The sequence below is a fragment of the Labrenzia sp. 011 genome (assembly GCF_003075075.1).
In the GTDB taxonomy this organism is placed as follows: Bacteria; Pseudomonadota; Alphaproteobacteria; order Rhizobiales; family Stappiaceae; genus Roseibium.
Map to the genome: position 1 here is coordinate 18,879 of NZ_QCYM01000029.1, position 25,148 is coordinate 44,026.

21 protein-coding genes are annotated in these 25,148 nt (G+C 62.7%); 7 read left to right on the forward strand and 14 right to left on the reverse strand.

All coding sequences use genetic code 11. From position 1 onward, the window contains the following. The 7 genes from DCO57_RS20735 to hmgA form a co-directional block, all read right to left on the reverse strand. Nucleotides 1-1,179, reverse strand: coding sequence for an efflux RND transporter periplasmic adaptor subunit (locus DCO57_RS20735; protein ID WP_116700832.1), 1,179 nt, complete (start codon nucleotides 1,177-1,179; stop codon nucleotides 1-3). Nucleotides 1,180-1,338: 159 nt separating this feature from the next. Beyond that, a complete protein-coding gene (locus DCO57_RS20740; protein ID WP_116700833.1) occupies nucleotides 1,339-1,542 on the reverse strand; it encodes a DUF2783 domain-containing protein in 204 nt (67 codons plus the stop codon). Then, the gene (locus DCO57_RS20745; RefSeq protein WP_116700834.1) at nucleotides 1,542-3,158 is read right to left on the reverse strand and encodes an FAD-dependent oxidoreductase; all 1,617 of its coding nucleotides are present in this window, start codon (nucleotides 3,156-3,158) and stop codon (nucleotides 1,542-1,544) included. Before DCO57_RS20745 ends, DCO57_RS20740 begins: the two co-directional genes overlap by 1 nt. A 162-nt stretch (nucleotides 3,159-3,320) precedes the next feature. Further along, nucleotides 3,321-4,271, reverse strand: coding sequence for an MBL fold metallo-hydrolase (locus tag DCO57_RS20750; RefSeq protein ID WP_116700835.1), 951 nt, complete (start codon nucleotides 4,269-4,271; stop codon nucleotides 3,321-3,323). A gap of 193 nt (nucleotides 4,272-4,464) precedes the next feature. Next, nucleotides 4,465-5,478, reverse strand: a complete 1,014-nt coding sequence (locus tag DCO57_RS20755; RefSeq protein ID WP_116700836.1) for a fumarylacetoacetate hydrolase family protein — start codon at nucleotides 5,476-5,478, stop codon at nucleotides 4,465-4,467. Then, complete coding sequence (locus DCO57_RS20760; protein ID WP_116700850.1) at nucleotides 5,475-6,365, reverse strand: MBL fold metallo-hydrolase; 891 nt, start codon at nucleotides 6,363-6,365, stop codon at nucleotides 5,475-5,477. The genes DCO57_RS20755 and DCO57_RS20760 overlap by 4 nt, the downstream gene beginning before the upstream one ends. Next, nucleotides 6,362-7,735, reverse strand: coding sequence for a homogentisate 1,2-dioxygenase (gene hmgA / locus DCO57_RS20765; protein ID WP_116700837.1), 1,374 nt, complete (start codon nucleotides 7,733-7,735; stop codon nucleotides 6,362-6,364). Before hmgA ends, DCO57_RS20760 begins: the two co-directional genes overlap by 4 nt. A gap of 272 nt (nucleotides 7,736-8,007) precedes the next feature. Between hmgA and DCO57_RS23360 the strand changes: the two genes are divergently transcribed. Together DCO57_RS23360 and DCO57_RS20775 are read left to right on the forward strand one after the other, a co-directional pair. Then, the gene (locus tag DCO57_RS23360; protein ID WP_133192720.1) at nucleotides 8,008-8,313 is read left to right on the forward strand and encodes a hypothetical protein; all 306 of its coding nucleotides are present in this window, start codon (nucleotides 8,008-8,010) and stop codon (nucleotides 8,311-8,313) included. A gap of 65 nt (nucleotides 8,314-8,378) precedes the next feature. After that, the gene (locus DCO57_RS20775; RefSeq protein WP_116700839.1) at nucleotides 8,379-8,780 is read left to right on the forward strand and encodes a GFA family protein; all 402 of its coding nucleotides are present in this window, start codon (nucleotides 8,379-8,381) and stop codon (nucleotides 8,778-8,780) included. A gap of 129 nt (nucleotides 8,781-8,909) precedes the next feature. Here DCO57_RS20775 and DCO57_RS20780 read toward each other — a convergent pair whose 3' ends face one another. Beyond that, nucleotides 8,910-10,385 (reverse strand): ATP-binding protein, encoded by a 1,476-nt coding sequence (locus DCO57_RS20780; protein WP_116700840.1) that lies wholly within the window; start codon nucleotides 10,383-10,385, stop codon nucleotides 8,910-8,912. Nucleotides 10,386-10,661: 276 nt separating this feature from the next. Here DCO57_RS20780 and DCO57_RS20785 point away from each other — a divergent pair, with 276 nt between their 5' ends. Both DCO57_RS20785 and DCO57_RS20790 read left to right on the forward strand, forming a co-directional pair. After that, entirely contained in the window at nucleotides 10,662-11,339 is a 678-nt protein-coding gene (locus tag DCO57_RS20785) for a cupin domain-containing protein (RefSeq protein ID WP_116700841.1), read from the forward strand. A 209-nt stretch (nucleotides 11,340-11,548) separates the two neighbouring features. Beyond that, nucleotides 11,549-12,196 carry a hemolysin III family protein gene (locus DCO57_RS20790; RefSeq protein ID WP_116700842.1) on the forward strand — a complete coding sequence of 216 codons (648 nt, stop codon included), beginning with the start codon at nucleotides 11,549-11,551 and terminating at the stop codon, nucleotides 12,194-12,196. A 153-nt stretch (nucleotides 12,197-12,349) separates the two neighbouring features. Here the strand turns inward: DCO57_RS20790 and DCO57_RS20795 are convergent, their stop codons facing one another. Then, nucleotides 12,350-13,081 carry a L,D-transpeptidase gene (locus DCO57_RS20795; RefSeq protein ID WP_116700843.1) on the reverse strand — a complete coding sequence of 244 codons (732 nt, stop codon included), beginning with the start codon at nucleotides 13,079-13,081 and terminating at the stop codon, nucleotides 12,350-12,352. Nucleotides 13,082-13,244: 163 nt separating this feature from the next. On the opposite strand from DCO57_RS20795, the gene DCO57_RS20800 reads away from it, so the two are divergent. Both DCO57_RS20800 and DCO57_RS20805 read left to right on the forward strand, forming a co-directional pair. Continuing rightward, entirely contained in the window at nucleotides 13,245-14,312 is a 1,068-nt protein-coding gene (locus tag DCO57_RS20800) for a dipeptidase (protein WP_244287989.1), read from the forward strand. A 503-nt stretch (nucleotides 14,313-14,815) separates the two neighbouring features. Next, a complete protein-coding gene (locus DCO57_RS20805; RefSeq protein ID WP_165814798.1) occupies nucleotides 14,816-15,583 on the forward strand; it encodes a GntR family transcriptional regulator in 768 nt (255 codons plus the stop codon). A 75-nt stretch (nucleotides 15,584-15,658) separates the two neighbouring features. On the opposite strand, the gene DCO57_RS20810 is transcribed toward DCO57_RS20805, so the two are convergent. The 5 genes from DCO57_RS20810 to DCO57_RS20830 form a co-directional block, all read right to left on the reverse strand. Beyond that, entirely contained in the window at nucleotides 15,659-17,284 is a 1,626-nt protein-coding gene (locus tag DCO57_RS20810; RefSeq protein WP_208978069.1) for an ABC transporter ATP-binding protein, read from the reverse strand. A gap of 10 nt (nucleotides 17,285-17,294) precedes the next feature. Continuing rightward, nucleotides 17,295-18,419, reverse strand: a complete 1,125-nt coding sequence (locus DCO57_RS20815) for an ABC transporter permease subunit (RefSeq protein WP_116700846.1) — start codon at nucleotides 18,417-18,419, stop codon at nucleotides 17,295-17,297. 14 nt (nucleotides 18,420-18,433) lie between these two features. Then, complete coding sequence (oppB, locus tag DCO57_RS20820) at nucleotides 18,434-19,357, reverse strand: oligopeptide ABC transporter permease OppB (protein WP_116700847.1); 924 nt, start codon at nucleotides 19,355-19,357, stop codon at nucleotides 18,434-18,436. A gap of 88 nt (nucleotides 19,358-19,445) precedes the next feature. After that, nucleotides 19,446-21,032: a peptide ABC transporter substrate-binding protein gene (locus DCO57_RS20825; RefSeq protein WP_116700848.1), complete on the reverse strand. Its 1,587-nt coding sequence runs from the start codon at nucleotides 21,030-21,032 to the stop codon at nucleotides 19,446-19,448. Between the two features lie 217 nt (nucleotides 21,033-21,249). Continuing rightward, entirely contained in the window at nucleotides 21,250-21,774 is a 525-nt protein-coding gene (locus DCO57_RS20830) for a BA14K family protein (protein WP_208978070.1), read from the reverse strand. Between the two features lie 217 nt (nucleotides 21,775-21,991). Between DCO57_RS20830 and DCO57_RS20835 the strand changes: the two genes are divergently transcribed. Beyond that, entirely contained in the window at nucleotides 21,992-23,803 is a 1,812-nt protein-coding gene (locus tag DCO57_RS20835; RefSeq protein WP_116700849.1) for an ATP-binding cassette domain-containing protein, read from the forward strand. Nucleotides 23,804-25,148: the final 1,345 nt, after the last annotated feature.

Here is a 25,148-nt window from a genome sequence, read left to right on the forward strand (position 1 = left end):
TCAGGAGCCGCTTTCGGTCGAGGCGGGTTTTGGCGGCTGGTCCGAGGCCGGGGCCTGCTTGCGGCCGGCAATGGCCAGCTCCGCGCCCTGGCGCACGAGATGAAGGCCCTCGGTCACGACCTCGTCGTCAGGCGTGAGCGGCGCATCGACCAGCACGCTGTCCGTGTTGCGCTGGATGATGTTGACCGGAACGCGCGCGCCCTTGCCCTCGCGCACGGCCCAGACAAAGGCGCCGTCCGATCCCCATTGCACGGCAAGCGGATCAACCGCCGGGAACTTTTCGCCGGGAAACTCCATCGATACCTGGAAGGACATGCCGGCCCTCAGCTTGTCCGACTTGTTCGGAATGCGCGCCCGCACCTGAAGCGTTCTGCTGTCGATGTCGATACGATTGTCGACGGCGCTGATCACACCGGCGAAGGTTTCGCCCGGGCGGGCCACGGAGGTCGCGGTCAGCGACGAACCGACGAGAATTGCGGAGGCAAAGCGTTCGGGCACCCAGAAATCCACCAGGATCTCGCTGCGGTCGTCGATGGTGGCGATGACTGTCTGCGAGGAGACGTAGTTTCCCGCGGTGATGGGCAGAATGCCGACAACCCCGCCGATCGGCGTTTCGACCGAGCGCCGCGAGAGGGCCAGCTGGGCTTCCTGCAGCAGCAGCCGCGCGTTCTCCACCTCAAGTTCCGCATCGGTGACCTGGACGGCAGTTGCGGTATTGGTCTTGAGCAGCACCTGCATGCGTTTCAGGCGCGCCTGGGCATCCTTGAGGGCATTGGCCGCGCGCTCGACCGCGATCTGTTCGGCATCGGAATCGAGCCGGGCAATCACGTCCCCCGGCTTCACGGTCGCGCCGGATTTCACCACAATCTCGGTCATGCGGCCACTGGTATAGGGTGTGAGAGCAACGGACTGCAGGGCGGTGCTGGTGCCGATGGCGGAAAGACGGTCGTTGATGGTGACTTCCACCACCGGTGTCGTGACAACCGCTCCCTGCGGCGCACCGCGTCCGCGCCGCGGCTTGCCGTCACTGTCCGGCGCGACCTCCGCGACGGCGAAGGACAGCCAGTCCATGCCAAGCGCGGACAATTGCGCTCCGGCCCCCGGATAGTAGCGGACCCAGACCACTGCCGCGATTGCGATCACGAGCAAGGTCAGCAAAAACTGTTTCCAAACCGGCACCCAGAAATCCTCTCGGCTTCAGCGAGTCATGCTGCGTATATTTACATATCTCCCGAACAGTTTTTTCTACGCCAAGTCGCCGGTTCCAACAATCGAATTTATCTCGCAATTTCTACGGATGCCGGCGTAAACCGGCTCCCTGTCACCATTTATGTCAATTCATGCCTTGCGGGATGTCCTTTGAGCCTCCTGCAAGAGCTTTTTCAAAATCACGTGATCGCCTATCTGATTGGCCATCAGCAGGATCAGGCGGGCATTATAGGCGTCGCTTTCGTCCTTGCTGAGCCCGTCGTGCGCGGCAACAAGGTCCGCGTAAAAGGCATCCGGCTCTTGCAGATTTGCCGTGGTCACGATATCGGCCATCAGATCTCCCCTTCCCTGCCGAGCGCCACCGACAGCGCGCCCGTAATCTCCGTCCAGTCAAGTTTGCGCCAGCGGGCCGCCACATGCTGGTCCGGGCGGATCAGATAGACCGCTTCCCCGGCCTCTCCCAGATAGCGCGTCCTCAGATCGGGCCCGATCTCCTCGCCTGAAAGAGTGATGCCCTTCACTGGCAGACCAAGAAGCTCCGTGAGCGGCGGCACCTCGATTCCCAGTCCCAGAAGCATGAAATCATGCCCCATGGCGTCGAGCAGCCACGTGCCGTTGATCGGCGCATCGACAGGCGGACTGCCGGGCCGGGTGCGCGCGGGCAGTCCGGATGCGTCCGGACCGTTCAGCGGCGAGCCGTCATAGGTGGCAGGTACCGAAAGGCGGCCCGAATTCACCATGGGCCGGGCGAAGGCGTGATGCTCGGAAAGATCCAGCACCGCATCGCGGAAGATCCGGCTGATCTCGGATTTCGGCGTGATGAAATCCGTCGACCGGGTGCTCTGGAGAATATTCTCGTCCGCCGCCCTTTCGCGTTCGAAGTCATAGGACTCGATCAGGGTTTCCGGCGCCTTGCCGGACAGGATCAGCTTCAGCTTCCAGCCGAGATTGTCGACATCCTGAAAGCCGGAATTGGCACCGCGGGCACCGAAGGGCGACACCTGGTGGGCGCTGTCGCCGGCGAAAATCACCCGGCCGTGCCGGAACTTTTCCATACGGCAGCACTGGAAGGAATAGACCGACACCCATTCCAGATCGAAATCAACGCCCTCTCCCAGCATCTGCTTCAGCCGTGGAATGACGTTTTCGGGCTTCTTTTCCTCTTCCTTGTCGATATGCCAGCCAAGCTGCAGGTCGATCCGCCAGACGCCGTCGGGCTGTTTGTGCAGCAGGGCGGACTGATCCCGGTTGAAGGGCGGATCGAACCAGAACCAGCGCTCTGTCGGGAAGTCCGCCTTCATGATCACATCGGCAATGAGGAAATTGTCCTCGAACACGCGCCCCTGGAACTCGAGGCCGAGCATCCTGCGGGCCGGCGAACCTGCTCCGTCGCAGGCAATCAGCCAGTCGGCCTCCAGGTCGTAGTCCCCTTCCATGGTGCGCACTGTCAGGGCGGTGTGGTCATCCCGGCGTTCAAGACCGACAACCTTGTTGCCGCCCCTCAGCTCCACCGGCTTGCCCGCCACCTGCAGCGCCCGGATGCGCTCGACCAGATAGAGCTCGCAATAATACTGCTGCAGGTTGATGAAGGCCGGACGTTTGTGCCCCTCTTCGGGCAGCAGGTTGAAATCGTAGACCTGCCGGTCGCCGAAGAACACCCTGCCGGCATTCCACACGACGCCCTTGCGGACCATCTCGTCACCGCAGCCGAGCCGGTCGAGAATTTCCAGCGTCCGCTTGGAAAAGCAGATCGCGCGCGAACCGGTGCTGACCTTTTCGTTGTCGTCCAGCACGACGACGGGAATATCGGCCTGGGCAAGATCGATGGCCATGGCCAGACCCACCGGCCCCGCGCCAATGACGATCACCGGATGACGCACCGGCTTGCCGGCGCCCTGGTCGGCGCAGCGCTTGTAGGGATAAAGCGGCGCTTCAAACAATTTGGTCACAGGCTCTCCTCCCGGCTCCTGTGTGAGTGACACATTCGACCGCCGGGTGGCGGTCGTGTTTCAGGCAAGGCCCCCTCCGGCCGCGACAGGGTGCACCCCACCCTGCCGACTCCTCCCCGGAGCAGGCAACCTCGCAGGCGCGGTCGCCGCCGCGCTTATCGTTTATCCTTGCAGATCCGCCCACATCTGCGCATCGCGCTCCGCCGTCCAGATGCGCGGCGTGTCGATGTCGAGCGCCTCGTCGTAAGCGCGGGCCACATTGAACGGCAGGCAGTGCTCATAGATGGCGTAGTCGGAGAATTTCGGGTCGCAGGCCGCCCGGCAAGCGTCCCAGGCTTCTTTCAGGGAACCGCCGCGCAGGGCGACACGGGCGACCGGCAGATAGGTCGAACGGACGAAATCCCGGGTGGAATCAAGCGCCGCGTTGACCATGTCCGGACCGATGAGCGCGTCGCCCCGACCGGGTGCGATGGCGTCGAGACTGAAATTGCGGATGCGTTCCAGGGTGCCCGGCCAGTCGTGAAAATGCCCGTCGCCGCAATAGCAGGCCGAGTGATATTCGACGATGTCGCCGGTGAACATCACATTGGCGTCGGGCACATAGACCACCATGTCGCCGGCGGTATGGGCGCGACCGAGGAACATCAGGTCGACACGCCGCTTGCCGAGATAGACCGTCATGCGGTCGGTGAAGGTGGTCGTCGGCCAGGTCAGGCCCGGAATGCTCTCATGACCCTGGAAGAGGCGCGGAAAGCGCGCGAACTCGCTGTCCCAGTCCTCCTGACCGCGTTCGGCGACCATGGAGCGGGCCTTTTCGCTCATGATCACGGTCTGGGCGCCATAGGCGGAAGCCCCCAGCACGCGCACGGCATGATAATGGGTCAGCGCCAGATGGGTGATCGGCTTGTCGGTGATCGACCGTACCTTCTCGATCACCTTGTTCGCCAGGCGCGGCGTGGCCTGCGCCTCGATGATCATCACGCTGTCGTCGCCGATGATGACGCCGGAATTCGGATCGCCTTCGGCGGTGAAGGCCCAGAGATCCCGGCCGATTTCCGTGAAGGAGATTTCCTTGTCGGCCATGTCGCCGGCGGACGCGAATTGCTTGCTCATGTTTCTTTCCTCAAGTCTCTTTCATCTCGCACTCGTCCTGACGGACAAGCGAGGCGCAGCCCGGAGCCGATCCGGTCTGCGGACATCGGCGCGGGCTCGCCCGCATAAAACCATCCATGCGCTGACGCGCGAATGAACCGCAGATTTCCGGAACTGCGTGCAGCCCTGCTGCCCTTGTCCGGAATGAAGGATTTCAAGCCCCGGCCCTCTCCACCGTCTGCTCGATCGCTCCAAAAATGGACTGGCCGTCACCGTCCAGCATCTCGATGCGCACCGTGTCGCCGAATTTCAGGAACGGGGTTCTGGCCTCGCCCTCCAGAATCGTTTCCACCACCCGCTGTTCGGCAATGCAGGAATAGCCCGCCCCGCCCTGGTCCAGCGGTTTTCCGGGACCGTCATCAAGCTTGTTGGAGACCGTGCCGGAACCGATGACCGTGCCCGCGGACAGGCTGCGCGTCCGGGCGGCATGGGCGATGAGCTCGCCGAAATCGAACGTCATGTCGACCCCGGCGTTCGCCCGGCCGAAGGGCGCTCCATTGAGGTCCACATGCAGCGGCAGATGCAGCTTGCCGCCCTTCCAGGCATCGCCAAGCTCGTCCGGCGTCACCGCCACGGGCGAAAAGGCGGAAGACGGCTTGGACTGGAAGAAGCCGAACCCCTTGGCAAGTTCGGAAGGGATCAGTCCGCGCAGGGAGACGTCATTGACCAGCAGGACAAGCCGGATGGCCTCGCGGGCCTCCACCGGGCCGGTGCCCATCGGCACATCCCCGGTGATGACGGCGATCTCGCCTTCCATGTCGATGCCCCAGGCCTCGTCGCCCATCGCGATCGGATCGCGCGGCGCCAGGAACGTGTCGGAGCCGCCCTGGTACATCAGCGGATCGGTCCAGAAGCTTTCGGGCATCTTGGCGCCGCGCGCCCTGCGCACCAGTTCCACATGATTGACATAGGCCGAGCCGTCCGCCCACTGATAGGCGCGCGGCAGCGGCGAGAGAGCCTCATGCTCGTGAAAACGGATCACCGGCACCGCTTCATGGGCGAGGCTTTCCGACAGCAGCTTCAGTTTCGGCACCACCTGGTCCCAGTCGTCCAGGGCCGCCTGAAGGGTGGGGGCGATATGGGCCGCCTCGGTGCACCAGGTGAGCCGGTCATTGACCACCACCAGCCTGCCGTCGCGGCTGTCATCCTTGAGCGTTGCCAGTTTCATGAGCGCGATCCGGTCCTTGTTATCGTCAATCCATCGTGGCCGACGATCGTTTCTCCCCCAAAGGCGCCTGCCGCCTCCAGCCATTCTTCCTTCCCGAAGCCCGGCAGGTCCGCGGGGATCAGGTGATTGAGCACCAGCGTCCGCGCCCCGGCGGTCTCTGCGATCCGCGCCGCATCGGGTGCCATGGTGTGGCTTGCCAGAAGATGTTCGCGCAGGCGCGCGCCGTTGCCGGTGATTTCAACGATCTTCTCGACGCCCCGCTCCAGCATGGCCTCATGAACGAGCAGATCGCAATCCCGGGCGAAGTCGGCAAGCGGCGGAAAAAACGCTGTATCGGCGGAAAAGACGACGGACCAGTCTGCCGTTTCGAAGCGCAGGGCGAAACAATCGGTCACCGGCGGATGATCGACGCGCAGGACCGACACCGTCACGGCGCCCTCGCCCAGCAGCACTGCTCCCTCCCGAAGCGGGTGGATCGTCACCAGGGCGCGCAGGTCCGGGCGGCCCTCATCGGCGATCCTGAGGTCGATATCGTAGCGCATGGAGGCCAGGAATCCGCTCCAGTAGTCCTCCAGACCCTCCGGGCCGTAGACCGTCACCGGTTTCGCAAGACCCGTGGTCCAGGCCGTGTGCAGGAGCGGCCCCAGTTCCAGGACATGGTCGGAATGCATGTGGGTGATGAAAACGAGGTCGAGCTCCTTGAGCACCACGCCGGCATCCACGAGGGCGCGGGTCACGCCCAGTCCGCAGTCCACCACGCAGCGCCGTCCGGCGATCTCCAGCAGGGAACTCGTCGGCGACGGTCCCCCCGGCCGGATCGCCGGGCCGCCTTTCGAGCCGAGAATGACCAGCCGGTCCTCCCCTCCCGGTTTGTCCTCTCCGCTCATTCCCTGTCCCATGTCCCTTCAGGCGTGCCGTCGAATCTCTTCTCCAGCGAATCCCAGCAGTCGATGTAGTCGTCCTGCAGGGGCGCTTCCCTGGCGGCGAATTCGGTCAGCTGCTGCGGGAAACGGGTCTCGAACATGAAGGACATGGTGTTGTCGAGCTTTTCCGCCGTCAAGTCCGCGTTGGACGCCCCTTCGAAGGCGGCGTTGTCGGGGCCGTGCGGCAGCATCATGTTGTGCAGGCTCATGCCGCCGGGCACGAAGCCCTGCGGCTTGGCATCATACTGCCCGTAGATGTTGCCCATCAGCTCCGACATGATGTTCTTGTGATACCAGGGGGGCCGAAAGGTGTCTTCCGCCACCATCCAGCGCTCCCGGAAGAGCACGAAATCGATATTGGCAGTTCCCGGCACACCCGACGGCGCGGTCAGGACCGTGAAGATCGACGGATCGGGATGATCGAACAGGATCGCGCCCACCGGGCAATAGGTCCGGAGATCATATTTGCAGGGCGCGTAATTGCCGTGCCAGGCGACCACGTCCAGGGGGGAATGCCCGATCTTCGTCTCATGGAACCCGCCACACCATTTCACCGTCACCGTGGAAGGCGTCTCGCGATCCTCGAAACGGGCGACCGGGGTCTTGAAGTCGCGACGGTTGGCCATGCAGTTGGCACCGATCGGCCCCCTGCCCGGCAGTTCGAATTTCTGGCCGTAGTTTTCGCAGACGAAGCCCCGGGCCGGCCCTTCGACCACCTCGACGCGGTAGACGAGGCCGCGCGGCAGGATGGCGATTTCCTTCGGCTCCAGCTCGATCACGCCAAGTTCGGTGCAGAACCGCAGGATGCCCTCCTGCGGTACGACCAGAAGCTCGCTGTCGGCGGAGAAGAAATATTCGTCCTCCATGGACCGCGTGACCAGATAGACATGGCTGGCCATGCCGACCTGGGTGTTCACGTCCCCCGCCGTGGTCATGGTGTGCATGCCGGTGAGCCAGGTCAGATCCCGGTCCGGATGCGGAACAGGGTCCCAGCGATACTGGCCGAGCGAAACCACGTCTTCGCAGATGTTCGGCGCTGACTTCCAGTAGGGCAGATCGATCTTCCTGAAGCGACCGGTATGTTTGACCGACGGGCGGATGCGGTAACACCAGGTGCGCTCGTTCTGATGGCTGGGTGCGGTAAAGGCCGTTCCGGAAAGCTGTTCACCGTAAAGACCATAGGCGCATTTCTGCGGGCTGTTCCTTCCCTGGGGAAGCGCACCAGGCAGGGCCTCGGTCTCGAAGTCGTTGCCGAATCCCGGCATATACGCAAGATCTGTCACATCACTGGCGCTTTTCGCAAGGCCCGGATGGCTGTCCGTTCTCTGATCCATGATGTCCTCCCGGTCCAGAGATGCAATTAGTTACAGATGTAACTTTTTGCCTTTTGAACGTCAAGGCGGTTCCGGCCCTTGCCCGTTCTCCGGCACCATCCGGAAGCGAACCCATTGCGGACGTTCGCGTTTGAGGACGCAGCGCGCAACACATGGCGAGAACATCCCGCCACCACCCCCCCCGGTCCTTGCGGCGACGCAGAATCCGGCTTGCCACAGGCGGAGCGACCTGCTAGAAAAAAAAGAACATAACATGAACATTGAGGTTTCCGATGCGGCTGACCAATCCCACTTTCGAGAAGTCTTCCGTTGCGCTGTCTTCATCCTCCGCCTCGCCGGAAGCACGGGAGACGACCGTCACGCCGGAAGACGTGCGCAGCATGTCTGTCTACCTGCGCAAGGCGCGGGACCGCGCCATCGATATCCGCGACCGGTCTCCGGCAGGAAGCTATCTGGAAAATGTCCTGAGCCGCACGATCGACAGTCTGACGCTGGAATTGTCGCAGCTCGATTATCTGCTGACCTGCAAGCCGGCGACCGTGGTGAAACACGGGCGTCGGATGCGGCCGGCAATCTGATCCATTGGCGAAGTGACGGCACCGTGCTAGATCGTTGCCTCTTTCCACAGACAGAGTTGACGACCATGACCACACATTCCGGTTCCTGCCTTTGTGGCGCTGTCGAGTTTCGCATCAATGGCGCATTTCAGGCGTTCTTCCTGTGCCATTGCTCCCGGTGCAGGCAGTCCAGCGGATCGGCGCATGCCTCCAACCTCTTCTCGCCCGACGGCACGATCGACTGGGTCTCCGGACGGGAAAACGTCAAGGTCTATCATCTTCCGGACACCCGCTTCGGCAAGAGTTTCTGTTCGACCTGCGGGTCCGCTCTTCCCAGGGAAAGCGCAGGCGGCAAGGGGCTGGTCGTTCCGGCCGGAAGCCTGAGCAGCCCCGTCGCGACGAGACCCAACGCGCATATCTTTTCGGCCAGCCGGGCGGACTGGGATCACGACCTGGATAGCGTTCCGTCTTTCGACGAGCGCCCCTGACAATTCAAGTCACGGAAAACAGGCCGGCCCTGGAGCATGTCGCGTTGAATTGAATTCAGAAAATTGCCCGAACGTATGTGCCCTCGGGCGTCTTCCCGAAGCCAGGAAACCGCTTGAACGCGACCCGCTTCAGGCTGCGGCCTCGTCGCCCGGCGCGGTCTGCCAGCCGAGGTCGGTGAGGGTCACGATGCGGTTGCCGCGCAGGTCCGTCGCGCAGACGAGAAAGCCGCGTTCTTCCATGTGACTGAGCAGCCAGCGGGCACGGCCAGGTGAGCGTGTTCCGTAGGCCGTGGCGATCTCGATGTTTCCCGGACACGGCGCCTTGGCGATCGCCGCCTTGGCCAGAAGCAGATAGACCCCGCGCATGTCCTCGGGCAGTTCGGCGGCAATCAGCTCCGCCTGGGCCCAGTCGCCGTCATCCATCTCGCCCTTTTCCACACCGGCCCGGGCGACCGAGAGCTTTTCGCGGAAGGTCTGCAGATCGGGCGCGCCACCGGGAAGCTTGGCGATCCGGCAGCGGACCTGAAAATCCTGATAGAGCGTCGCGATCGGCTGGAAAGCCGCATCCTCCTCGCTGAGGATTTCCGAAATGATCCCGGCCACCTTTTCTTCCCGCTCACCGAAGTCGAGAAGGCTTTCCGCCTGCGGCGCCGCCTCTTCCCCTGCCCGCTGGGCGCTGGAGAGCTGGTCGAGGATGTCTCCCGTCGACACGACCGGCTCGGCAAAGCGCTGACGGGCCGGCTGCACCTCGTCCGCCGACGGAGTGAAGATCAGATCCATCGCATCCTGTTTGGGCTGTTCCGGCAGAGGCATCAGCTTCGGGCTGCCGCCCCGGCCCATTGTCTCGACGGGACCGATCTTGACCGGCACCGGCCGCCGGGAAAGCGCCGGGCCGAGCGCGATGAAATGACCGCGATCCAGATTGCGGAAGCTTTCCGCCTGGCGGCGCTCCATGCCGAGCAGATCCGCCGCGCGGGCCATGTCGATATCAAGGAAGGTGCGCCCCATCAGGAAGTTCGACGCTTCGGCGGCAACATTCTTGGCGAGCTTCGCCAGACGCTGGGTGGCGATGACGCCCGCCAGACCGCGTTTTCGGCCGCGGCACATCAGGTTGGTCATGGCGCCGAGCGAACGCCGCCGGGCTTCCTCGGTCACCTCTCCGGCGGCGGCGGGGGCGAAAAGCTGTGCCTCGTCCACCACGACGATCATCGGATACCAGAGATCCCGGTCAGCATCGAAAAGCCCGTCCAGAAATGTGGCAGCCGCCTTCATCTGACGGTCGGCGTCGAGGCCTTCCAGGTTCAGCACGACCGAAACCCGGTGCTGGCGCACCCGCCCGGCGATCATCTGCAGATCCTTTTCCGTGCCGACCGCATCCACCACCACGTGGCCGAACTTGTCGGCCAGCGAGACGAAATCGCCCTCCGGGTCGATGATCGCCTGTTGCACCCAGCTGGCGGACTGCTCGAGAAGGCGCCGCAAAAGGTGTGATTTTCCCGAGCCCGAATTGCCCTGAACCAGAAGCCGCGTGGCCAGCAGCTCTTCCAGGTCGAGCCCGGCCCGCGCGCCGCCTGTCAATTCTCCAATGTCAATCTGTACCGTCATGCGACCACTTCAGGCACGGCTGTGGACCGTGCGGCGAAAACTCCGTCATGTGAATTCATGCAGTGCGGTAGTCAGCATGATTCCTCGTCTGTTGCAAAGCCGCGGGGACCGCAATCCCGGGTTTTCCCTGAATTCCACCGCCTGTCACGCATGGCGACCGGCTCTCTCGGGCAGAATCCGGAACTTGTCTCTTCATTTACCGGTCTGCAGCACCATTTCTGAAAGCAGAGCTCCAGAGGTGGCTTATAGATGTTCTGCAAGGGGGAGAGAAACACAATGAAAATTCATGCGGATCTGACACAGCGCGCCGTCGTCGACAGCACCGAGCTCGACTGGGTGCCTTCCCCCATGGCCGGCGTCGAGCGGCGCATGCTGGAACGGGACGGTGAGGAGGTCGCCCGCGCGACCAGTCTGGTCCGTTATGCGCCCGGCTCTTCCTTTTCCGCCCATAATCATGATCTGGGCGAGGAATTTCTCGTCCTCGACGGGATCTTCTCCGATGAAACAGGCGACTTTCCCAAGGGCATGTATGTGCGAAATCCGCCGGGGTCCAGGCATGTGCCATCAAGCGAACCGGGCGCCGTCATCCTGGTGAAACTGCGCCAGATGCATCCCGGTGACGATAGTTTCGTGCGGGTCAACACCCTCGACCCGGGCGGATGGCAGGCCGGGCGTGCCGGGGAACAGATCCTGCCGCTTTTCATTCGCCCGGAGGAAGAAGTCGTCATGCTGGACTGGCAACCGGGCACCGCCCTTGATGCGCAGACCTTTCCCGGCGGGGTGGAGTATTTTGTCGTCGACGGCAGTTTCGAGGACCAGGACGGGCGCTATGATCAAGGCACCTGGCTGCGTCTGCCGCCCGGAAGCGAACAGACCATCAGAACGACGCGGGGAACCCGCGTGTGGAGGAAGTCCGGACATCTGTGCGACCGGGAAACCCAATCTCACGATTGAAGGTTTCACGGCCGCTCCGGCGCGGATTTTCCTCTTGATACCGGCCCCGAACATGAAGCATCCTGTCCATGTTCGGGCAAAGCCGGCGGGAGAGTTTTCGCGAATTCAGCGGCGCCCCGCCTCAATTTCCACGGCTTTGGCCTGAACCTTATCGTCAAGACCTGATCACCGCGCGAAGCGCGCGACACCGAGATTTTGAGGATACATCAATGCCCACGCCCAGACCCCAGACAGTGGCCGAATTGATCGCCGATGGAGCGATTCACGTGATCGGGATCGGTCTCGGCCTGACCGCAACGCTCGTCCTGATCCTCACCTTGCGGGACACGGGGGATCCGGCGCGCCAGATCACCGTCATGATCTATGCGGCATGCCTGATGACGATGCTTGTCTGCTCCGCGCTCTACAACATGCTGGCCAAAGACGACAAGTCGGGCGTCCTCAGGCGCCTCGACCATGCCGCCATCTTCCTGATGATCGCCGGCACCTACACACCGCTCGCGGCCATCATCATCGGCGGCTGGACCGGCGGAATCATTCTGGCCATCGTGTGGACCGGCGCACTGACCGGTGCAATCGTGCGGCTGGCCAATCTGACCGGCGTCGATCGCCTCACCGTGCCAATCTATCTGGCACTTGGCTGGGTGGTCGTATTCGCCATCGAGCCCTTGATCGAACGTGCCTCGACGTTCGGATTCTACATGATCCTGGCAGGCGGCCTTCTCTACACGGTCGGCACCATGTTCTACGCCTGGAAACGCCTGCCCTTTCAGAACGCGATCTGGCACGCCTTCGTGCTCGCCGCCGCGATCTGCCATTTCGGCGCCGTGTTTCACGACGTGGCGCGGCCGCTCTGAAGAGACAAACAAAGCGCGGCTGAACGCATCCATGCGTTCAGCCGCGCTCATGATCCTCGCTCCGCCGTCAGCGGGTCTCCCGAAGCCCGCGGCCTGTCGGCGGGAAAATCCGGTTCAGCAACCGATCGACGGCAATCGAACGCTGCGCGCGGTTTACGCGTCGGCGTCCGGGTCCTTTGAAAGAACGATCACCTTGGTCCGCAGGGGAACCCGGTTGAACAGGTCGATCACATCCTGCTGCCACATGCGAATGCAGCCGGAGGAGACGTTCTTGCCGATGGAGGACGGCTGGTTGGTGCCATGGATGCGGTAGAGCGTATCGGTCGAGCCCTGCCACAGATCCATCGCGCGGGCGCCGAGCGGGTTCTTCAGACCTGCCGGGTACCCCTTTTCCCAATAGCGCTCCAAAGAGGGCTTGCGGGCGATCATTTCCCGTGGAGGGCGCCAGATCGGATGTTCGCGCTTGACGCGGATCAGGGCGTCTCCGGACCATGCGAAACCGGCCTTGCCGACGCCGATGCCATAGCGCAGGGCCTTCTTGTTGCCGAGCGTCCAGTAAAGGAAATTGTTGTAGGGATCGACGATGATCGTTCCCGGCTTCTCGCGGGTCTTGTACTCGACCACCTGCCGCCAGTATTTCCGGTCGAATTTCTTGTAGTTGATCGCCGGCCAGGTGACGTCGCCGTCAGGCAACGCCGCGTAGGCCGCAGCGTAATCGAACTCCTCGTCGGGCAGTTCGGCCTGATCCGGCAGCCCCGGATAAGTCTGGCAGGCGGCCAGGGGCGCGGCGGCCAGAAGCAGCCCTCCGGCGAGAAAGGAACGGCGGGCGATGAGACTGCCGTCGCCAGCGGGCGCCTGTTCGTGCGGCGAAAATTTGCGCTTCATGAAACCTCCGGAATTTTCGGCTCCTTCTTGGGACAGCTTTTCAGGAGTTGCAAGTCACATTCCGCCGAGGTGCCTTACATTCTTTGCAGGAACAACTAGATTAGGTCGCATCCCAACGGTCACGGCCACGGCCGGCGACAAGTAGTTCTTTCGAGGAAAATGCGTGCAAAACGAAACGATCAGATCCCCCTATCCCGTTTTCGACGGCCATAACGACACCCTGCTGAAGCTGGAGATCGAGCAGATCAGGGGCGCGGAACGCAGCTTTTTCGAGCGTACGGACAATGGACACCTGGATCTGCCCAGGGCCCAGGAAGCCGGATTTGCCGGGGGATTGTTCGCCATGTTCGTCCCGTCCGGACCGGACCAGGATTTCAGCCGGCCCTTCAATCCGAAGGATCCGGTCAACTTTCAACCCGTTCCACAAAAGACGGCCTTCGATTTCACCATGAGACTCCTGGAGCGCGCGGAGCAACTCGCCACCGATTCCGATGGCGCCGTCGTCATCTGCCGTACGCCGGAAGAGAACAGGTCGGCCATCGACAGCGGGAAGCTAGCGGTCAGCCTTCATATCGAAGGGGCAGAGGCAATCGACACGCAATTCTATGCGCTGGAAGACTTCCACAAGCGCGGCCTGCGCTCGCTCGGACTCGTATGGAGCCGGGAAAACGCCTTCGGATACGGCGTCCCGATGGCCCATCCGGCCTCCCCGGACATCGGCCCCGGCCTGACCGAAGCCGGACGGGATCTCGTGCGGGCCTGTAACAGGCTGGGCATACTGGTTGACGTTTCCCATCTGAATGAAAAGGGCTTCTGGGATGTTGCCCGCATCACCGAGCGCCCGATTGTCGCCAGCCACTCCAACGCCCATTCGATCTGCGCCAGCAGCCGCAATCTGACGGACAAGCAGCTGGATGCCATCAAGGAAAGCGGCGGCCTCGTCGGCATCAATTTCCATGTGGCCTTTCTGCGTCCGGACGGAGGTTTCTCACGCGACACCTCCCTGGAGGTCATCGCCGATCACGCGGCGTATCTCATCGACCGGATGGGAGAGGATTGCGTGGCGCTCGGATCGGATTTCGACGGATGCATGGTGCCCGGGGACCTGGGTGACGTCACGGGCCTGGCACGGCTCATGGAAACGCTGGACGCCCGAGGGTTCACTTCACAGGTTCTGGAAAAAATCGCCTGCAGGAACTGGCTGGACGCGCTGGAAAAGACGGTGGCCTGACCGTCGCCCTGAGAGCGGGAGCTGGCCGGGATTTCCCCTCTGAACCAGCTCCTGCCGGTTCGATCCGCCTCATCCAGCTCCGCCGGATCACAAGCTCCCTGGAAACAACCTGTGGCAATCGCCTCTTGACGCTGCTGTTTTTTGAAACCGACCGGTACGCTCGCAAAGTTGTTACTAAAAGTCTTGATTAAACAATTGCTTTTGGCTGCCGGCCACGAAACAATGCATTCATTGTGATTTCCATCAGCCGCCGGAAATTCCGAACCCGGCCTGGTTTTTGAACTGCGCACATGACTGGCTGGCCGTTTCCGGCCGGAAAAGACGCAGACAGGAGCTTGTGACCGGGGACGTGGCTGGATTAGAATGGCACGCCCCAATGACCGCTCTTTTCCTCCACCGGAAGGACGGATGCCAACGCAAAACAGGATTGCAGCCGGATGCGCTTCCGGAAGCGGTCCTGTCGGGTCTTGCCACTCAAAATTGACGTTATCGGGGGCAAAGGCGTGAATATACATCTCTCTGCGAACAAGAATTCGCAGACCGGTCTGACCACCGGCGCCAAGCGGGCACGCAAGTCGGATGCAGTCTATCAGGATCTCAAGCGCAAGATCCTGACCGGCGAAATGACCTCCCACAGCCCGATCACCGAACAGGCGCTCGCCCAGGACTACGGCTGTTCCCAGAGCACGATCCGGGAAGCCCTGATGCAGCTCCAGCAGTTCGGCCTGGTCATCCGCCGGGGGTATCAGGGAACATTCGTCACCGACCCGAGCCCGCTGGAAGCGCGCCTGCTCCTGAAACTGCGCATCGATATTGAAGCTACGGGCATTGCCGAGGCAGTCAAACTCGCGACGGCCGCCAATCTGGCCGAATTGCGCGATCTGGACCGCCAGTTCGAGGAGCGCCGGATTCGCCGCGACGTCTTCGGCTGCGCCGAACTCGACCGGTCCCTGCACCTGAAACTGTTCCGGATCGCCCGGATGCCCATCCTGGAACCGATGCTCGTCAGGACCACGATGATCCTGCAGCGGGTCATGCTGCCGACACCCAGGCCGGACTGTACCTGGGCCCAGCCTCCCGTCACCCGTCATCGCTCGATATTCGATGCGCTGGAGGCGCGGGACGTGAACCAGACCCTTGATGCGCTGAAGTCCCACATCCTGTCGAGCGCCATCATGCTTGCACCGCATTACTACGGCACGGATCTCGTTCGCCTCAGGGATGAATACGACAACGCCTTCCTCCGGACGCCCGGACTGACCGGGCACTGATCCCGGTCACGGACGGAGCGGAGCGCACCACTTGCCGCGGATACGGTCTCCTTCGCGCTTCCCGGGCATCGGAGGTCAGGCCGGTTCTGTCACCTGCCTCTGGGTCAGCAGTGCCGCACCGATCAATTCCCTTGTGTAATCGCTTTTCGGCGCTTCGAAGATCGCATCCACCGTGCCCGCTTCGACGACCTTGCCCCGCTGCATCACCATCACCGTATCGGCAATGGCCCGCACCACCGCCAGGTCGTGGCTGATGAACAGGTAGGTCAGGCCATGAGCCTCCTGCAGGTCCCGCAGCAGTTCAACGACCTGTTTCTGGATCGTGCGGTCCAGAGCGGAGGTCGGCTCGTCCAGCACCACAAGTTCCGGCTTGAGCACCATGGTGCGGGCAATGGCAATCCGCTGGCGCTGCCCGCCTGAAAACTCGTGCGGATAGCGGTTGCGCATTGCCGGATCAAGCGACACCTCCTCCAGCGCCTGACAGGCCCGCGCATCGCGGTCCCTGGCGGTCAGGGCCGGCTCGTGAACCAGCAGTCCCTCCGAAATGATCTGCCCGACCGTCATGCGCGGGCTGAGGGACCCGAAGGGGTCCTGGAAGATAAGCTGCATGTTCTTGCGCAGCGGCCGCATGGATGCCCGGTCCAGGCCGGATATCTGCTGCCCCTTGAAAACGACGCGCCCCTGCGCCGGAAGCAGGTTGAGAACCGCCCTGCCCAGGGTCGACTTGCCGGAACCGCTTTCGCCGACGACGCCGAGCGTCTGCCCCTTGCGCAGAGAGAAGCTGATATCGTCGACCGCCCGCAGGATGTGCCCGGGTGCCAGAAATCCGGCTTCGAAGGAAAACTCGACCCGCATCTTCTGTGCTTCCAGAAGGACCGGTGCGCTGTCGGGAACCGGGAGCTTGTGGCCGGCCGGCTCGGCATCCAGCAGCATTTTCGTATAGGGATGTGCAGGCCGGGTGAAGATCTCCGCGGTTTCTCCGCTTTCGACAACTTCGCCGGTTTTCATCACATAGACCCGGTCGGCAATGCGCCGGACAATGCCGAGGTCATGGGTGATGAAGATGACGGACATGCCGAGCCGCTTCTGAAGATCGGCAAGCAGATCGAGGATCTGGGCCTGCGTGGTCACATCGAGCGCCGTTGTCGGCTCATCGGCGATCAGCACATCCGGATCGTTGGCAAGAGCCATGGCGATCATCACGCGCTGGCGCTGGCCGCCCGACATTTCATACGGATAGGACTTTATCTTGCGCTCCGGCTCGGGAATGTTCACGAGCTTCAGAAGCTCCAGCGCCTTTGCCCTGGCCGCTTTCCACGACAAGCCGCCATGCACCACCAGCGGTTCTGCCAGCTGCCGGCCGATGGTGTAGAGCGGGTCGAGAGAGGTCATCGGCTCCTGGAAGATCATGGTGATCTTCCTGCCGCGCACCGCATTGAGCTTGCTGACCGGCAGCCCGAGAATGTTGCGGTCTTCGTAAACGACTTCGCCGCTCGCCCGCCCGTTGGAGGCCAGAAGCCCCATCGCCGCCATCATGGTCTGGCTCTTGCCGGATCCGCTCTCGCCGACGATGGCGACGGTTTCACCCGCGTTCACGTGAATGTCGATCCCCTTGACCGCACTGACCGTTCCCGATGCGATTTCGAAATCGACGGTCAGGTTTCTGATGGCCAGGACCGGTTGTTCGCTCCGCTTGGTCATGTTCCGCTCCTTACCGGTCTTTCGGGTCCAGCGCATCGCGCAGTCCGTCGCCGATGAAATTCAGCGCGAACAGGGTCGACGTCAGGAAGATGGACGGGAAGATCAGCATCCAGGCGGCCCCTTGAAGGTTGCGCGCGCCCTCGGAAATCAGAACGCCCCAGCTCGTCATCGGCTCCTGAATGCCCAGCCCCAGAAAGGACAGGAAACTCTCCAGAAGGATGACCTTGGGAACAAGCAGGGTCATGTAGACCACCACTGGGCCAAGGGTGTTGGGAATGATATGCCGGCGCAGGATGCCACGGTCGGACACGCCCATGGCTTCCGCCGCCTGGACATATTCCTGGCGCTTGATGGAAAGCGTCTGGCCCCGCACGATACGCGCCATGTCGAGCCATTCCACCGCTCCGACGGCGATGAACATCAGGATGAAATTGCGGCCGAAGAACACCACCAGCATGATCACGAAGAAGATGAAGGGCAGCGAGTAGAGAATGTCGACGACCCGCATCATCATCTGGTCGGTCCGGCCGCCGAGATAGCCGGAGGTGGCCCCGTAGAGCACACCGATCGAGATCGCGACAAGGGTCGCCAGAAGCCCGATGGTCAGGGAAACACGGCCGGCGATGAACGTCCGGGTCATCATGTCCCGGCCGTTGGCGTCGGTGCCGAAATAGAAATGCATGAAGTTGATGTCGGCGGACAGGGTTGCGGATTTTCCGTCGGCGGAAAGTCCGCTCAGGTCTGCATCTCGGAAGAGATCGCTGCGGTCGATATAGCGCACGGAGCGCGGGTCGATCTCGCGGCTGGAGCTGACCTTTGCGATCACCATGCTGCCCTGGCGCTCGTAGCTGTCGACACTGAGACGGGCCCTGCGGGCGGCCGACTGGAAGGCGGGCTCAACCTGGTCGGCGCGCGGATAGGCTTCGAGGCTGGCCGGCACCTTGACGTAGTCGCGATAGACGGTGTCGAAGTCATGCGGCGACAGGATCGGCCCGAAGACGGAAACAAGGGCGATGAAAGCCAGCACGATCAGGCTGGCGACAGCGGCGCGGTTCGCCAGCAGCCGGTCCCGGGCATCGTCCCAGAGGGAACGTCCCCTGACCGGCGCTTCGGTGTTTGTCACGGTGAGGGTCATGGCGGCTCTCCTCCTCAATCGTAGCGCACGCGCGGATCGAGCAGCGCGTAAAGCAGATCCACCACGAGGTTGAACAGGATGACGAAACAGGCGACGACCACGACGGTGCCCATCACCAGCGTATAGTCCCGGTTGAGAGCCCCCTGCACGAAGTAGCGGCCGATCCCCGGAATGCCGAAGATGGTCTCGATCACCACCGAGCCGGTCAGAAGCGCCGCTGCCGCGGGGCCGAGATAGGAAACCACGGGCAGGATGGCGCCCCGGAGCGCATGCACCACGATGACCATGAAGCCGGTCAGGCCGTAGGCCCTGGCCGTGCGCACATGATTGGAGCGCATGGCCTCGATCATCGAGCCGCGTGTCAGCCGCGCGACCACCGCCACCTGCGGCAGCGCCAGCGTGACGACGGGCAGGATGACATTGACGAAAGCACCGCCGTTCCAGCCGCCCACCGGCAGCCAGCCGAGCCAGACGCCGAGGATCAGGGTCAGGATCGGCGCGACGACGAAATTGGGAACCGTCACGCCGAGGGTCGCGGCCGCCATCACCGAATAGTCGGCCGGCCTGTTCTGGCGCAGCGCGGCAAAGACCCCCATGGTCCCGCCCACGACCAGCGCCAGACACAGTGCCGACAGGCCGAGCTGGATCGAGATCGGCAGGCTTTGGGCGAAGAGTTCGTTGATGGTGAAATCACGGAAATAGAAACTCGGGCCGAAATCCAGCCGGGCGACGCTCTTGAGATAGAGCAGATACTGGTTCCAGAGCGGTTCGTTCAGGTGATAGATCTTGTTCAGATTCTCCATCACCTTGGCCTCGAGCGGCCTTTCCAGATCGAACGGACCGCCCGGGGCGATCCGGATCAGGAAGAAGGAGATGGTCACGATCAGAAAGAGGGTCGGGATTGCGCCAAGCAATCGACCGAGCACATAGCGGTGCATAGGCTTTGCCCCTGTTGTTCAACGACGGTCTTTTGTCGCCGCCTTGCCGGAACCGGCAGGTTTGCCCTGCCGGTTCGGTGGTGTCAGCTCATTCGGAGATGGTTATCCAGCGGCTCGGGTGGATGTTGAGGAGGTTGTCCTCGAATCCGGAGACCTTGTCGGAGACAAGATTCATCGAGCCGTAGTACATCATCGGAATGAAGGGCAGATCCCGCATGAAAAGCTCTTCCGCCTTCTTCAGGATTTGGGCGCGTTTTTCCAGATCCACCGTCACGGCGGCCTCATCCATCAGCGCGTCATATTCCGGATTGTTGTAGCGGGCGTAGTTGAAGCCGTCGTTGTCGCTCTCGACCATGAACAGGAAGTTCTGCGGGTCGGAATAGTCGCCGATCCAGCCGGCCCGCGCGACATCGAAATCCTGACGGTCGCGCAGCATGGCATAGTGGGTCTTGGTGTCGGTGTTGATCAAGGACACTTCGACCCCCAGAGGTTTCCACATGTCGGCAATGGCAACGGCCGTGTTCTTGTGGTTTTCGGAGGTGTTGTAGTTGATTGTCAGCTCGAAGGGGTTGTCCGGACCATAGCCGGCCTTCTCGAGCAGTTCGAGCGCCCTGTCCTCGCGGTCGATCTGGGACATGTCCTTGTAGTCGGCATAGGCCGGTTCGCCGTAGTTGCCGATGCCCGGCGGCACGAAGGAATAGCCGGCGACCATGGTGGAGCCCCAGATTTCGTCGGCCAGGAACTCCCGGTCGATGGCCATGGACAGGGCCTGGCGGACATCCGGGTTGCTCAGCGCCTCGTCTTCATGGTTCAGCGCGTAGTAGTAGGTGCCCAGATAGGGCGCCACGCGGAACTGGTCGCCCAGGTTCTCGCGCATGAAGGCAACCTGTTCGGTCGGCGCGTCATTGTTGGTATGCAGCTCGCCCGCCTGGAACCGGCGCAGCGCCGCGCCCCGGTCTTCCGTCGGATGGAAATAGACGGCATCGACCTTCACGTTGTCGGCGTCATGGAAATACGGGTTCTTGACCGCCTTCACATGGGCGTTCGGCACGAATTCCGCCAGGGTGAACGGCCCGTTGGTGACGATGTTTTCCGCCTTGACGAAGTCGGAGCCGAATTTCTCGACGGTGGCCGGATGCACCGGCAGGCCGGTCTGATGGCCGAGCAGGTCGATGAAATAGGGCGTCGGCGAGGCCAGCGAGATTTCCAGTGTGTGATCATCGAGCGCCTTGACGCCCAGATCCTCCGGCGGCATGTCGCCCTTGTTGACGGCCTCGGCATTCAGGATCGGGTAAAGCACGCTGGCGTATTTGGCGCCGGTTTCCGGTGTCATGATGCGGCGCAGGGAATAGACAAAGTCGCCTGCGACCACCGGATCACCGTTGGACCATCTGGCATTGTCACGCAAGGTGAACGTATAGACCTTGCCATCCTCGGAAACGGTCCAGTCGCTGGCAACGCCCGGAATGATCTTGCCGTCGGCGCCATAGGCGACTAGCCCCTCGTAGAGGTCCCGCAGGATATGCGCTTCATAGACCGTGGAGGTCTTGTGCTGGTCCAGGGTCTCCGGATCCGCGGTGTTGCCCCGGTGATAGACCATCTCCGCTGTCGCGGTAAGAGTAGTGGCAGCCATCAGAGCAGCCGCAAACGCGCCGACGCGCACGGACTTGAACATATCGCTCTCCCCTCGTGGTTTTGTTTGCATCCAGAAACGATGCGTCACAAGATTCCACGCTCTTTGCGTGCAATCAAGCATTCCCCAACGACACGTTCCGTCGAAAGCTGTAAAAAGGCGATATTTTTGCTACGCCCTTAAATTATCGGGAATAATTTTCCCGATTTTTATACTTTACCCCTCGCCTTGTACCCGGACATGCGATTTTGTTCCGGGCCTAGCGGCAAAACCGGTATTGTCCACTGTAGGCCAGATACGTCCCGGTATTGGGGTTGAATGATTTGAACTTGCGTGCGCAATAGGCCACCCATTCGGGTGTGAACGGGGCCAGGCCGGTCTTGGTATAGGGCACGCGCCTGGGCTGCCCCGCGTGATGTCCCCTTTGGCGGCGGGGCGGATTGACATAGACCCGGGACCGGTAGGGATAGGCGCGCGAGTCATAGGGGTGATAATAATAGGGAGCGCCATAGGGCCGGTAGGGCGGGCCGTAGAAACCGACCGGCCCGTTGAAATAGGCACCGCGAAACCCGCGCGTTCCGATACCGACGGCAAAGCCGTTGCCGCTGAAGTAGATGCCGTCGGCCCGGGCCTGCCCTGGCGCGGTCAGGGTGGCGGCCCCGCCGATGGCCATGCAGAGCAGTGCCGCAGCGGTGAACGTCCTGAAGGCTCCGGACAGGCGCGCCGCCACGGGGCGCGGCAGGTCTTTCTCGGTCTTTTCCAGCAGTGTCATCTGATCAGGCATGGTGCTTCCTCCTGACAGCCGGGGCCTTCCCGGTCTGCGCTCTGGTGCTCGGCCCCTGTCCACGTCACCGGATCATAGCCGATAATCGTGCGAAAATCTCGCAGCCGCCGATCAAAAAAGCGGGCTGCCTTCGCCAACACGCTTGCGCGGTTCCGGTCCGGCCAGTAAACCGGGCGCCGATCCGACGATACGTGACCCAGGCACCAGCAAGGCACTCATGGCCCCGCCCCTTCTCATCCTGCGCGACATTCACCTGACTTTCGGCGGCACGCCGCTTCTGACCGGAGCGGAGCTTTCCGTCTCCGAGGGCGACCGCCTGTGCCTGGTCGGGCGCAACGGCTCGGGCAAGTCGACGCTCCTGAAGATCGCCGCGGGCATGGTGGAAATGGATTCCGGCGAGCGATTCGTCCAGCCCGGTCGCACCATGCGCTATCTGCCGCAGGATCCGGACCTTTCCGGCTATGCGACCACCCTCGACTATGTCAACGAGGGGCTGACGGAAGGCGACGATCCCTATCGGGGGGCCTATCTGCTGGACGTGCTCGGCCTGAGCGGCCAGGAAGACCCCAATTCCCTGTCCGGCGGCGAGGCGCGCCGCGCGGCCCTGGCCCGCTCTCTCGCGCCGGAGCCGGATATCCTGCTGCTCGACGAGCCGACCAACCACCTGGATCTACCGGCCATCGAATGGCTGGAGGGTGAGCTGCGAAGTCTGAAATCCGCACTCGTGCTGATTTCCCACGACCGGCGCTTCCTGGAAAACCTGTCGCGGGCAACCGTGTGGATCGACCGGGGCATGTGCCGGCGCATGGACAAGAGTTTCTCCCATTTCGAGGCCTGGCGCGACGAGGTCTTCGAGCAGGAAGAAATCGACCAGCAGAAGCTCGCCCAGAAGATCAAGCGCGAAGAACACTGGATGACCTACGGCGTGACCGCACGCCGCAAGCGCAACATGCGCCGGGTGCGTGAACTGGCGGACCTGCGCAAGCAGAAGCGCGAACATCGCGGCCCGCAAGGCACCGCCAAGCTCAGCGCCACGGAAGCGGAGGTCTCCGGCAAGCTGGTGATCGAGGCCAAGGGGATTTCCAAATCCTATGGCACGCGCGACATCGTGAAGGATTTCTCCACCCGCATCCAGCGCGGCGACCGGGTAGGCTTCGTCGGACCGAACGGCGCGGGCAAGACCACGCTTCTGAAAATGCTGACCGGGGAACTCGCGCCGGACACCGGCACCGTGCGGCTCGGCACCAACCTGGAAATGGTCACGCTCGACCAGAAGCGCGAGAATCTCGACCTCAACGACACCCTGGCCGCCGTCCTGACCGGTGGACGCGGCGACACGGTCGTCATCGGCGACGAAACCAAACACGTCATGTCCTACATGAAGGACTTCCTGTTTTCGCCGGAACAGGCCCGCACCCCGGTCAGCGCACTGTCCGGCGGCGAGCGCGCCCGCGCCATGCTCGCCAGGGCGCTCGCCAACAGCTCCAACCTGATGGTGCTCGACGAACCGACCAACGACCTCGACCTGGAAACCCTCGACCTGCTGCAGGAACTGCTGGCCGATTATCCCGGCACCGCCCTGATCGTCTCGCACGACCGCGATTTTCTCGACCGGGTGGCGACCTCCGTGATCGTTTCGGAGGACAACGGCCTGTGGCGCGAATATGCCGGCGGCTACAGCGACATGCTGATCCAGCGCGGCGAAGGCGTCACCGCCCGCAAGGCCGGCAAGCCTGCCGCGCCGTCCAGGAAGGAAAAGCCTGCCGCACCGCCCCCTCCGGCGCAAAAGCCGCAGCAGAAATCCAGACTGACCTTCACGCAGCGGCACCTGCTTCAGACCCTGCCTGAAGAGATCGAAAAACTTGAAGCAAAGCTTGAAGCGCTTCAGGCGGAAATGAACGACCCGCAACTCTATGCGAAGAACCCTGACAAGTTTGCCAGACTTTCGCAGCAAATCACTGATCTGACACAGAAAAAGGAAGCTGCCGAAGAGCAGTGGCTGGAGCTGGAAATGCTGAACGAAGGGTGAGGCATGTTCGGCGCAGCCGGCAAAAAGCAACCGCTTCTGCTTTTTGAATGCCGAACGCCCGAGGCCATAGCGCAGGGAAGGAACAACCGGAAGCCCTTCACAATCTGATTCAACCTGCCCACCGAAGCGACCAGCGACGCTTCGTCCGACCCGGCTGCCGCCCCCCAGAATCATCCCGGCCCCCGAGCCGGGGTCCATTGACCTGTCCTCCGCGAACCGCCTCCGGAAAGGTCTTCCCGGACCGCCTGCCAGCACTGCCCTTCCATCGCTCTGGGAACGAATGGATCCCGGGTCAAGCCCGGGATGACCTCAGAGAGTGGGTTCAGGTCAGGGGCAGAACCGCTTCTTCTGATCTTGCGACGCGTGGCCCAATCCCAAGGGGATGAGTGAATGGAACCGTCCGGCAGGCTCCCTCCGCGTCTCCAGATCTGAGTCAACGGCCTGATTATACCCACCGCTCGGGCACAGCCCTTCCACCCGGTCATCCCGGCCCCCGAGCCGGGATCCATTGGCCTGTCCTCCGCGAACCGCGTCCCGAAAGGTCTTCCCGATCCGCCCGTCTCCACTCGCCTTTCCATCGCTCTGGGAACGAATGGATCCCGGGTCAGGCCCGGGATGACCTCGGGGGGTGGGGCGGTTCAGAAGCAAACCCGCTTCTTCTGATCTTGCGACGCGTGGCCCAATCCCAAGGGGATGAGTGAATGGAACCTTCCGGCAGGCTCCCTCCACGTCTCCAGATCTGAGTCAACGGCCTGCTCGTACCCGCCGCTCGGGCGCAACCCCTCCATCCGGTCATCCCGGCCCCCGAGCCGGGATCCATTAGCCTGTCCTCCGCGAACCGCCTCCGGAAAGGTCTTCCCGATCCGCCCGTCCCCACTCGCCTTTCCATCGCTCTGGGAACGAATGGATCCCGGGTCAGGCCCGGGATGACCTCAGAGGGTGGGGCGGTTCAGAAGCAAACCCGCTTCTTCTGATCTTGCGACGCGTGGGCTCATCCCGAGGTGCTGAGCGGGTAGAAGCATCGAGCAAGCGCGCGCCGTGCGCCGTTCCTGTCCAACTGCCAGCTCATACCCGCCGCTCGGGCACAGCCCCTCCATTCGGTCATCCCGGCCCCCGAGCCGGGATCCATTGGCCTGTCCTCCGCGAACCGCCTCCGGAAAGGTCTTCCCGATCCGCCCGTCCCCACTCGCCTTTCCATCGCTCTGGGAACGAATGGATCCCGGGTCAGGCCCGGGATGACCTCAGAGAGTGGGTTCAGGTCAGGGGCAGAACCGCTTCTTCTGATCTTGCGACGCGTGGCCCAATCCCAAGGGGATGAGTGAATGGAACCGTCCGGCAGGCTCCC

What these genes read in the sequence shown, in the direction of transcription:
- DCO57_RS20785 (WP_116700841.1), top strand. Translation starts at nt 10,662, where the DNA reads ATGAAAATTCATGCGGATCTGACACAGCGCGCCGTCGTCGACAGCACC.
- oppB (WP_116700847.1), bottom strand. Translation starts at nt 19,357, where the DNA reads ATGCACCGCTATGTGCTCGGTCGATTGCTTGGCGCAATCCCGACCCTC.
- DCO57_RS20810 (WP_208978069.1), bottom strand. Translation starts at nt 17,284, where the DNA reads ATGACCAAGCGGAGCGAACAACCGGTCCTGGCCATCAGAAACCTGACC.
- DCO57_RS20755 (WP_116700836.1), bottom strand. Translation starts at nt 5,478, where the DNA reads ATGAAACTGGCAACGCTCAAGGATGACAGCCGCGACGGCAGGCTGGTG.
- DCO57_RS20835 (WP_116700849.1), top strand. Translation starts at nt 21,992, where the DNA reads ATGGCCCCGCCCCTTCTCATCCTGCGCGACATTCACCTGACTTTCGGC.
- DCO57_RS20760 (WP_116700850.1), bottom strand. Translation starts at nt 6,365, where the DNA reads ATGAGCGGAGAGGACAAACCGGGAGGGGAGGACCGGCTGGTCATTCTC.
- DCO57_RS20795 (WP_116700843.1), bottom strand. Translation starts at nt 13,081, where the DNA reads ATGAAGCGCAAATTTTCGCCGCACGAACAGGCGCCCGCTGGCGACGGC.
- DCO57_RS20740 (WP_116700833.1), bottom strand. Translation starts at nt 1,542, where the DNA reads ATGGCCGATATCGTGACCACGGCAAATCTGCAAGAGCCGGATGCCTTT.
- DCO57_RS20790 (WP_116700842.1), top strand. Translation starts at nt 11,549, where the DNA reads ATGCCCACGCCCAGACCCCAGACAGTGGCCGAATTGATCGCCGATGGA.
- DCO57_RS20825 (WP_116700848.1), bottom strand. Translation starts at nt 21,032, where the DNA reads ATGTTCAAGTCCGTGCGCGTCGGCGCGTTTGCGGCTGCTCTGATGGCT.
- DCO57_RS23360 (WP_133192720.1), top strand. Translation starts at nt 8,008, where the DNA reads ATGCGGCTGACCAATCCCACTTTCGAGAAGTCTTCCGTTGCGCTGTCT.
- DCO57_RS20830 (WP_208978070.1), bottom strand. Translation starts at nt 21,774, where the DNA reads ATGCCTGATCAGATGACACTGCTGGAAAAGACCGAGAAAGACCTGCCG.
- DCO57_RS20775 (WP_116700839.1), top strand. Translation starts at nt 8,379, where the DNA reads ATGACCACACATTCCGGTTCCTGCCTTTGTGGCGCTGTCGAGTTTCGC.
- DCO57_RS20780 (WP_116700840.1), bottom strand. Translation starts at nt 10,385, where the DNA reads ATGACGGTACAGATTGACATTGGAGAATTGACAGGCGGCGCGCGGGCC.
- DCO57_RS20815 (WP_116700846.1), bottom strand. Translation starts at nt 18,419, where the DNA reads ATGACCCTCACCGTGACAAACACCGAAGCGCCGGTCAGGGGACGTTCC.
- DCO57_RS20750 (WP_116700835.1), bottom strand. Translation starts at nt 4,271, where the DNA reads ATGAGCAAGCAATTCGCGTCCGCCGGCGACATGGCCGACAAGGAAATC.
- hmgA (WP_116700837.1), bottom strand. Translation starts at nt 7,735, where the DNA reads ATGGATCAGAGAACGGACAGCCATCCGGGCCTTGCGAAAAGCGCCAGT.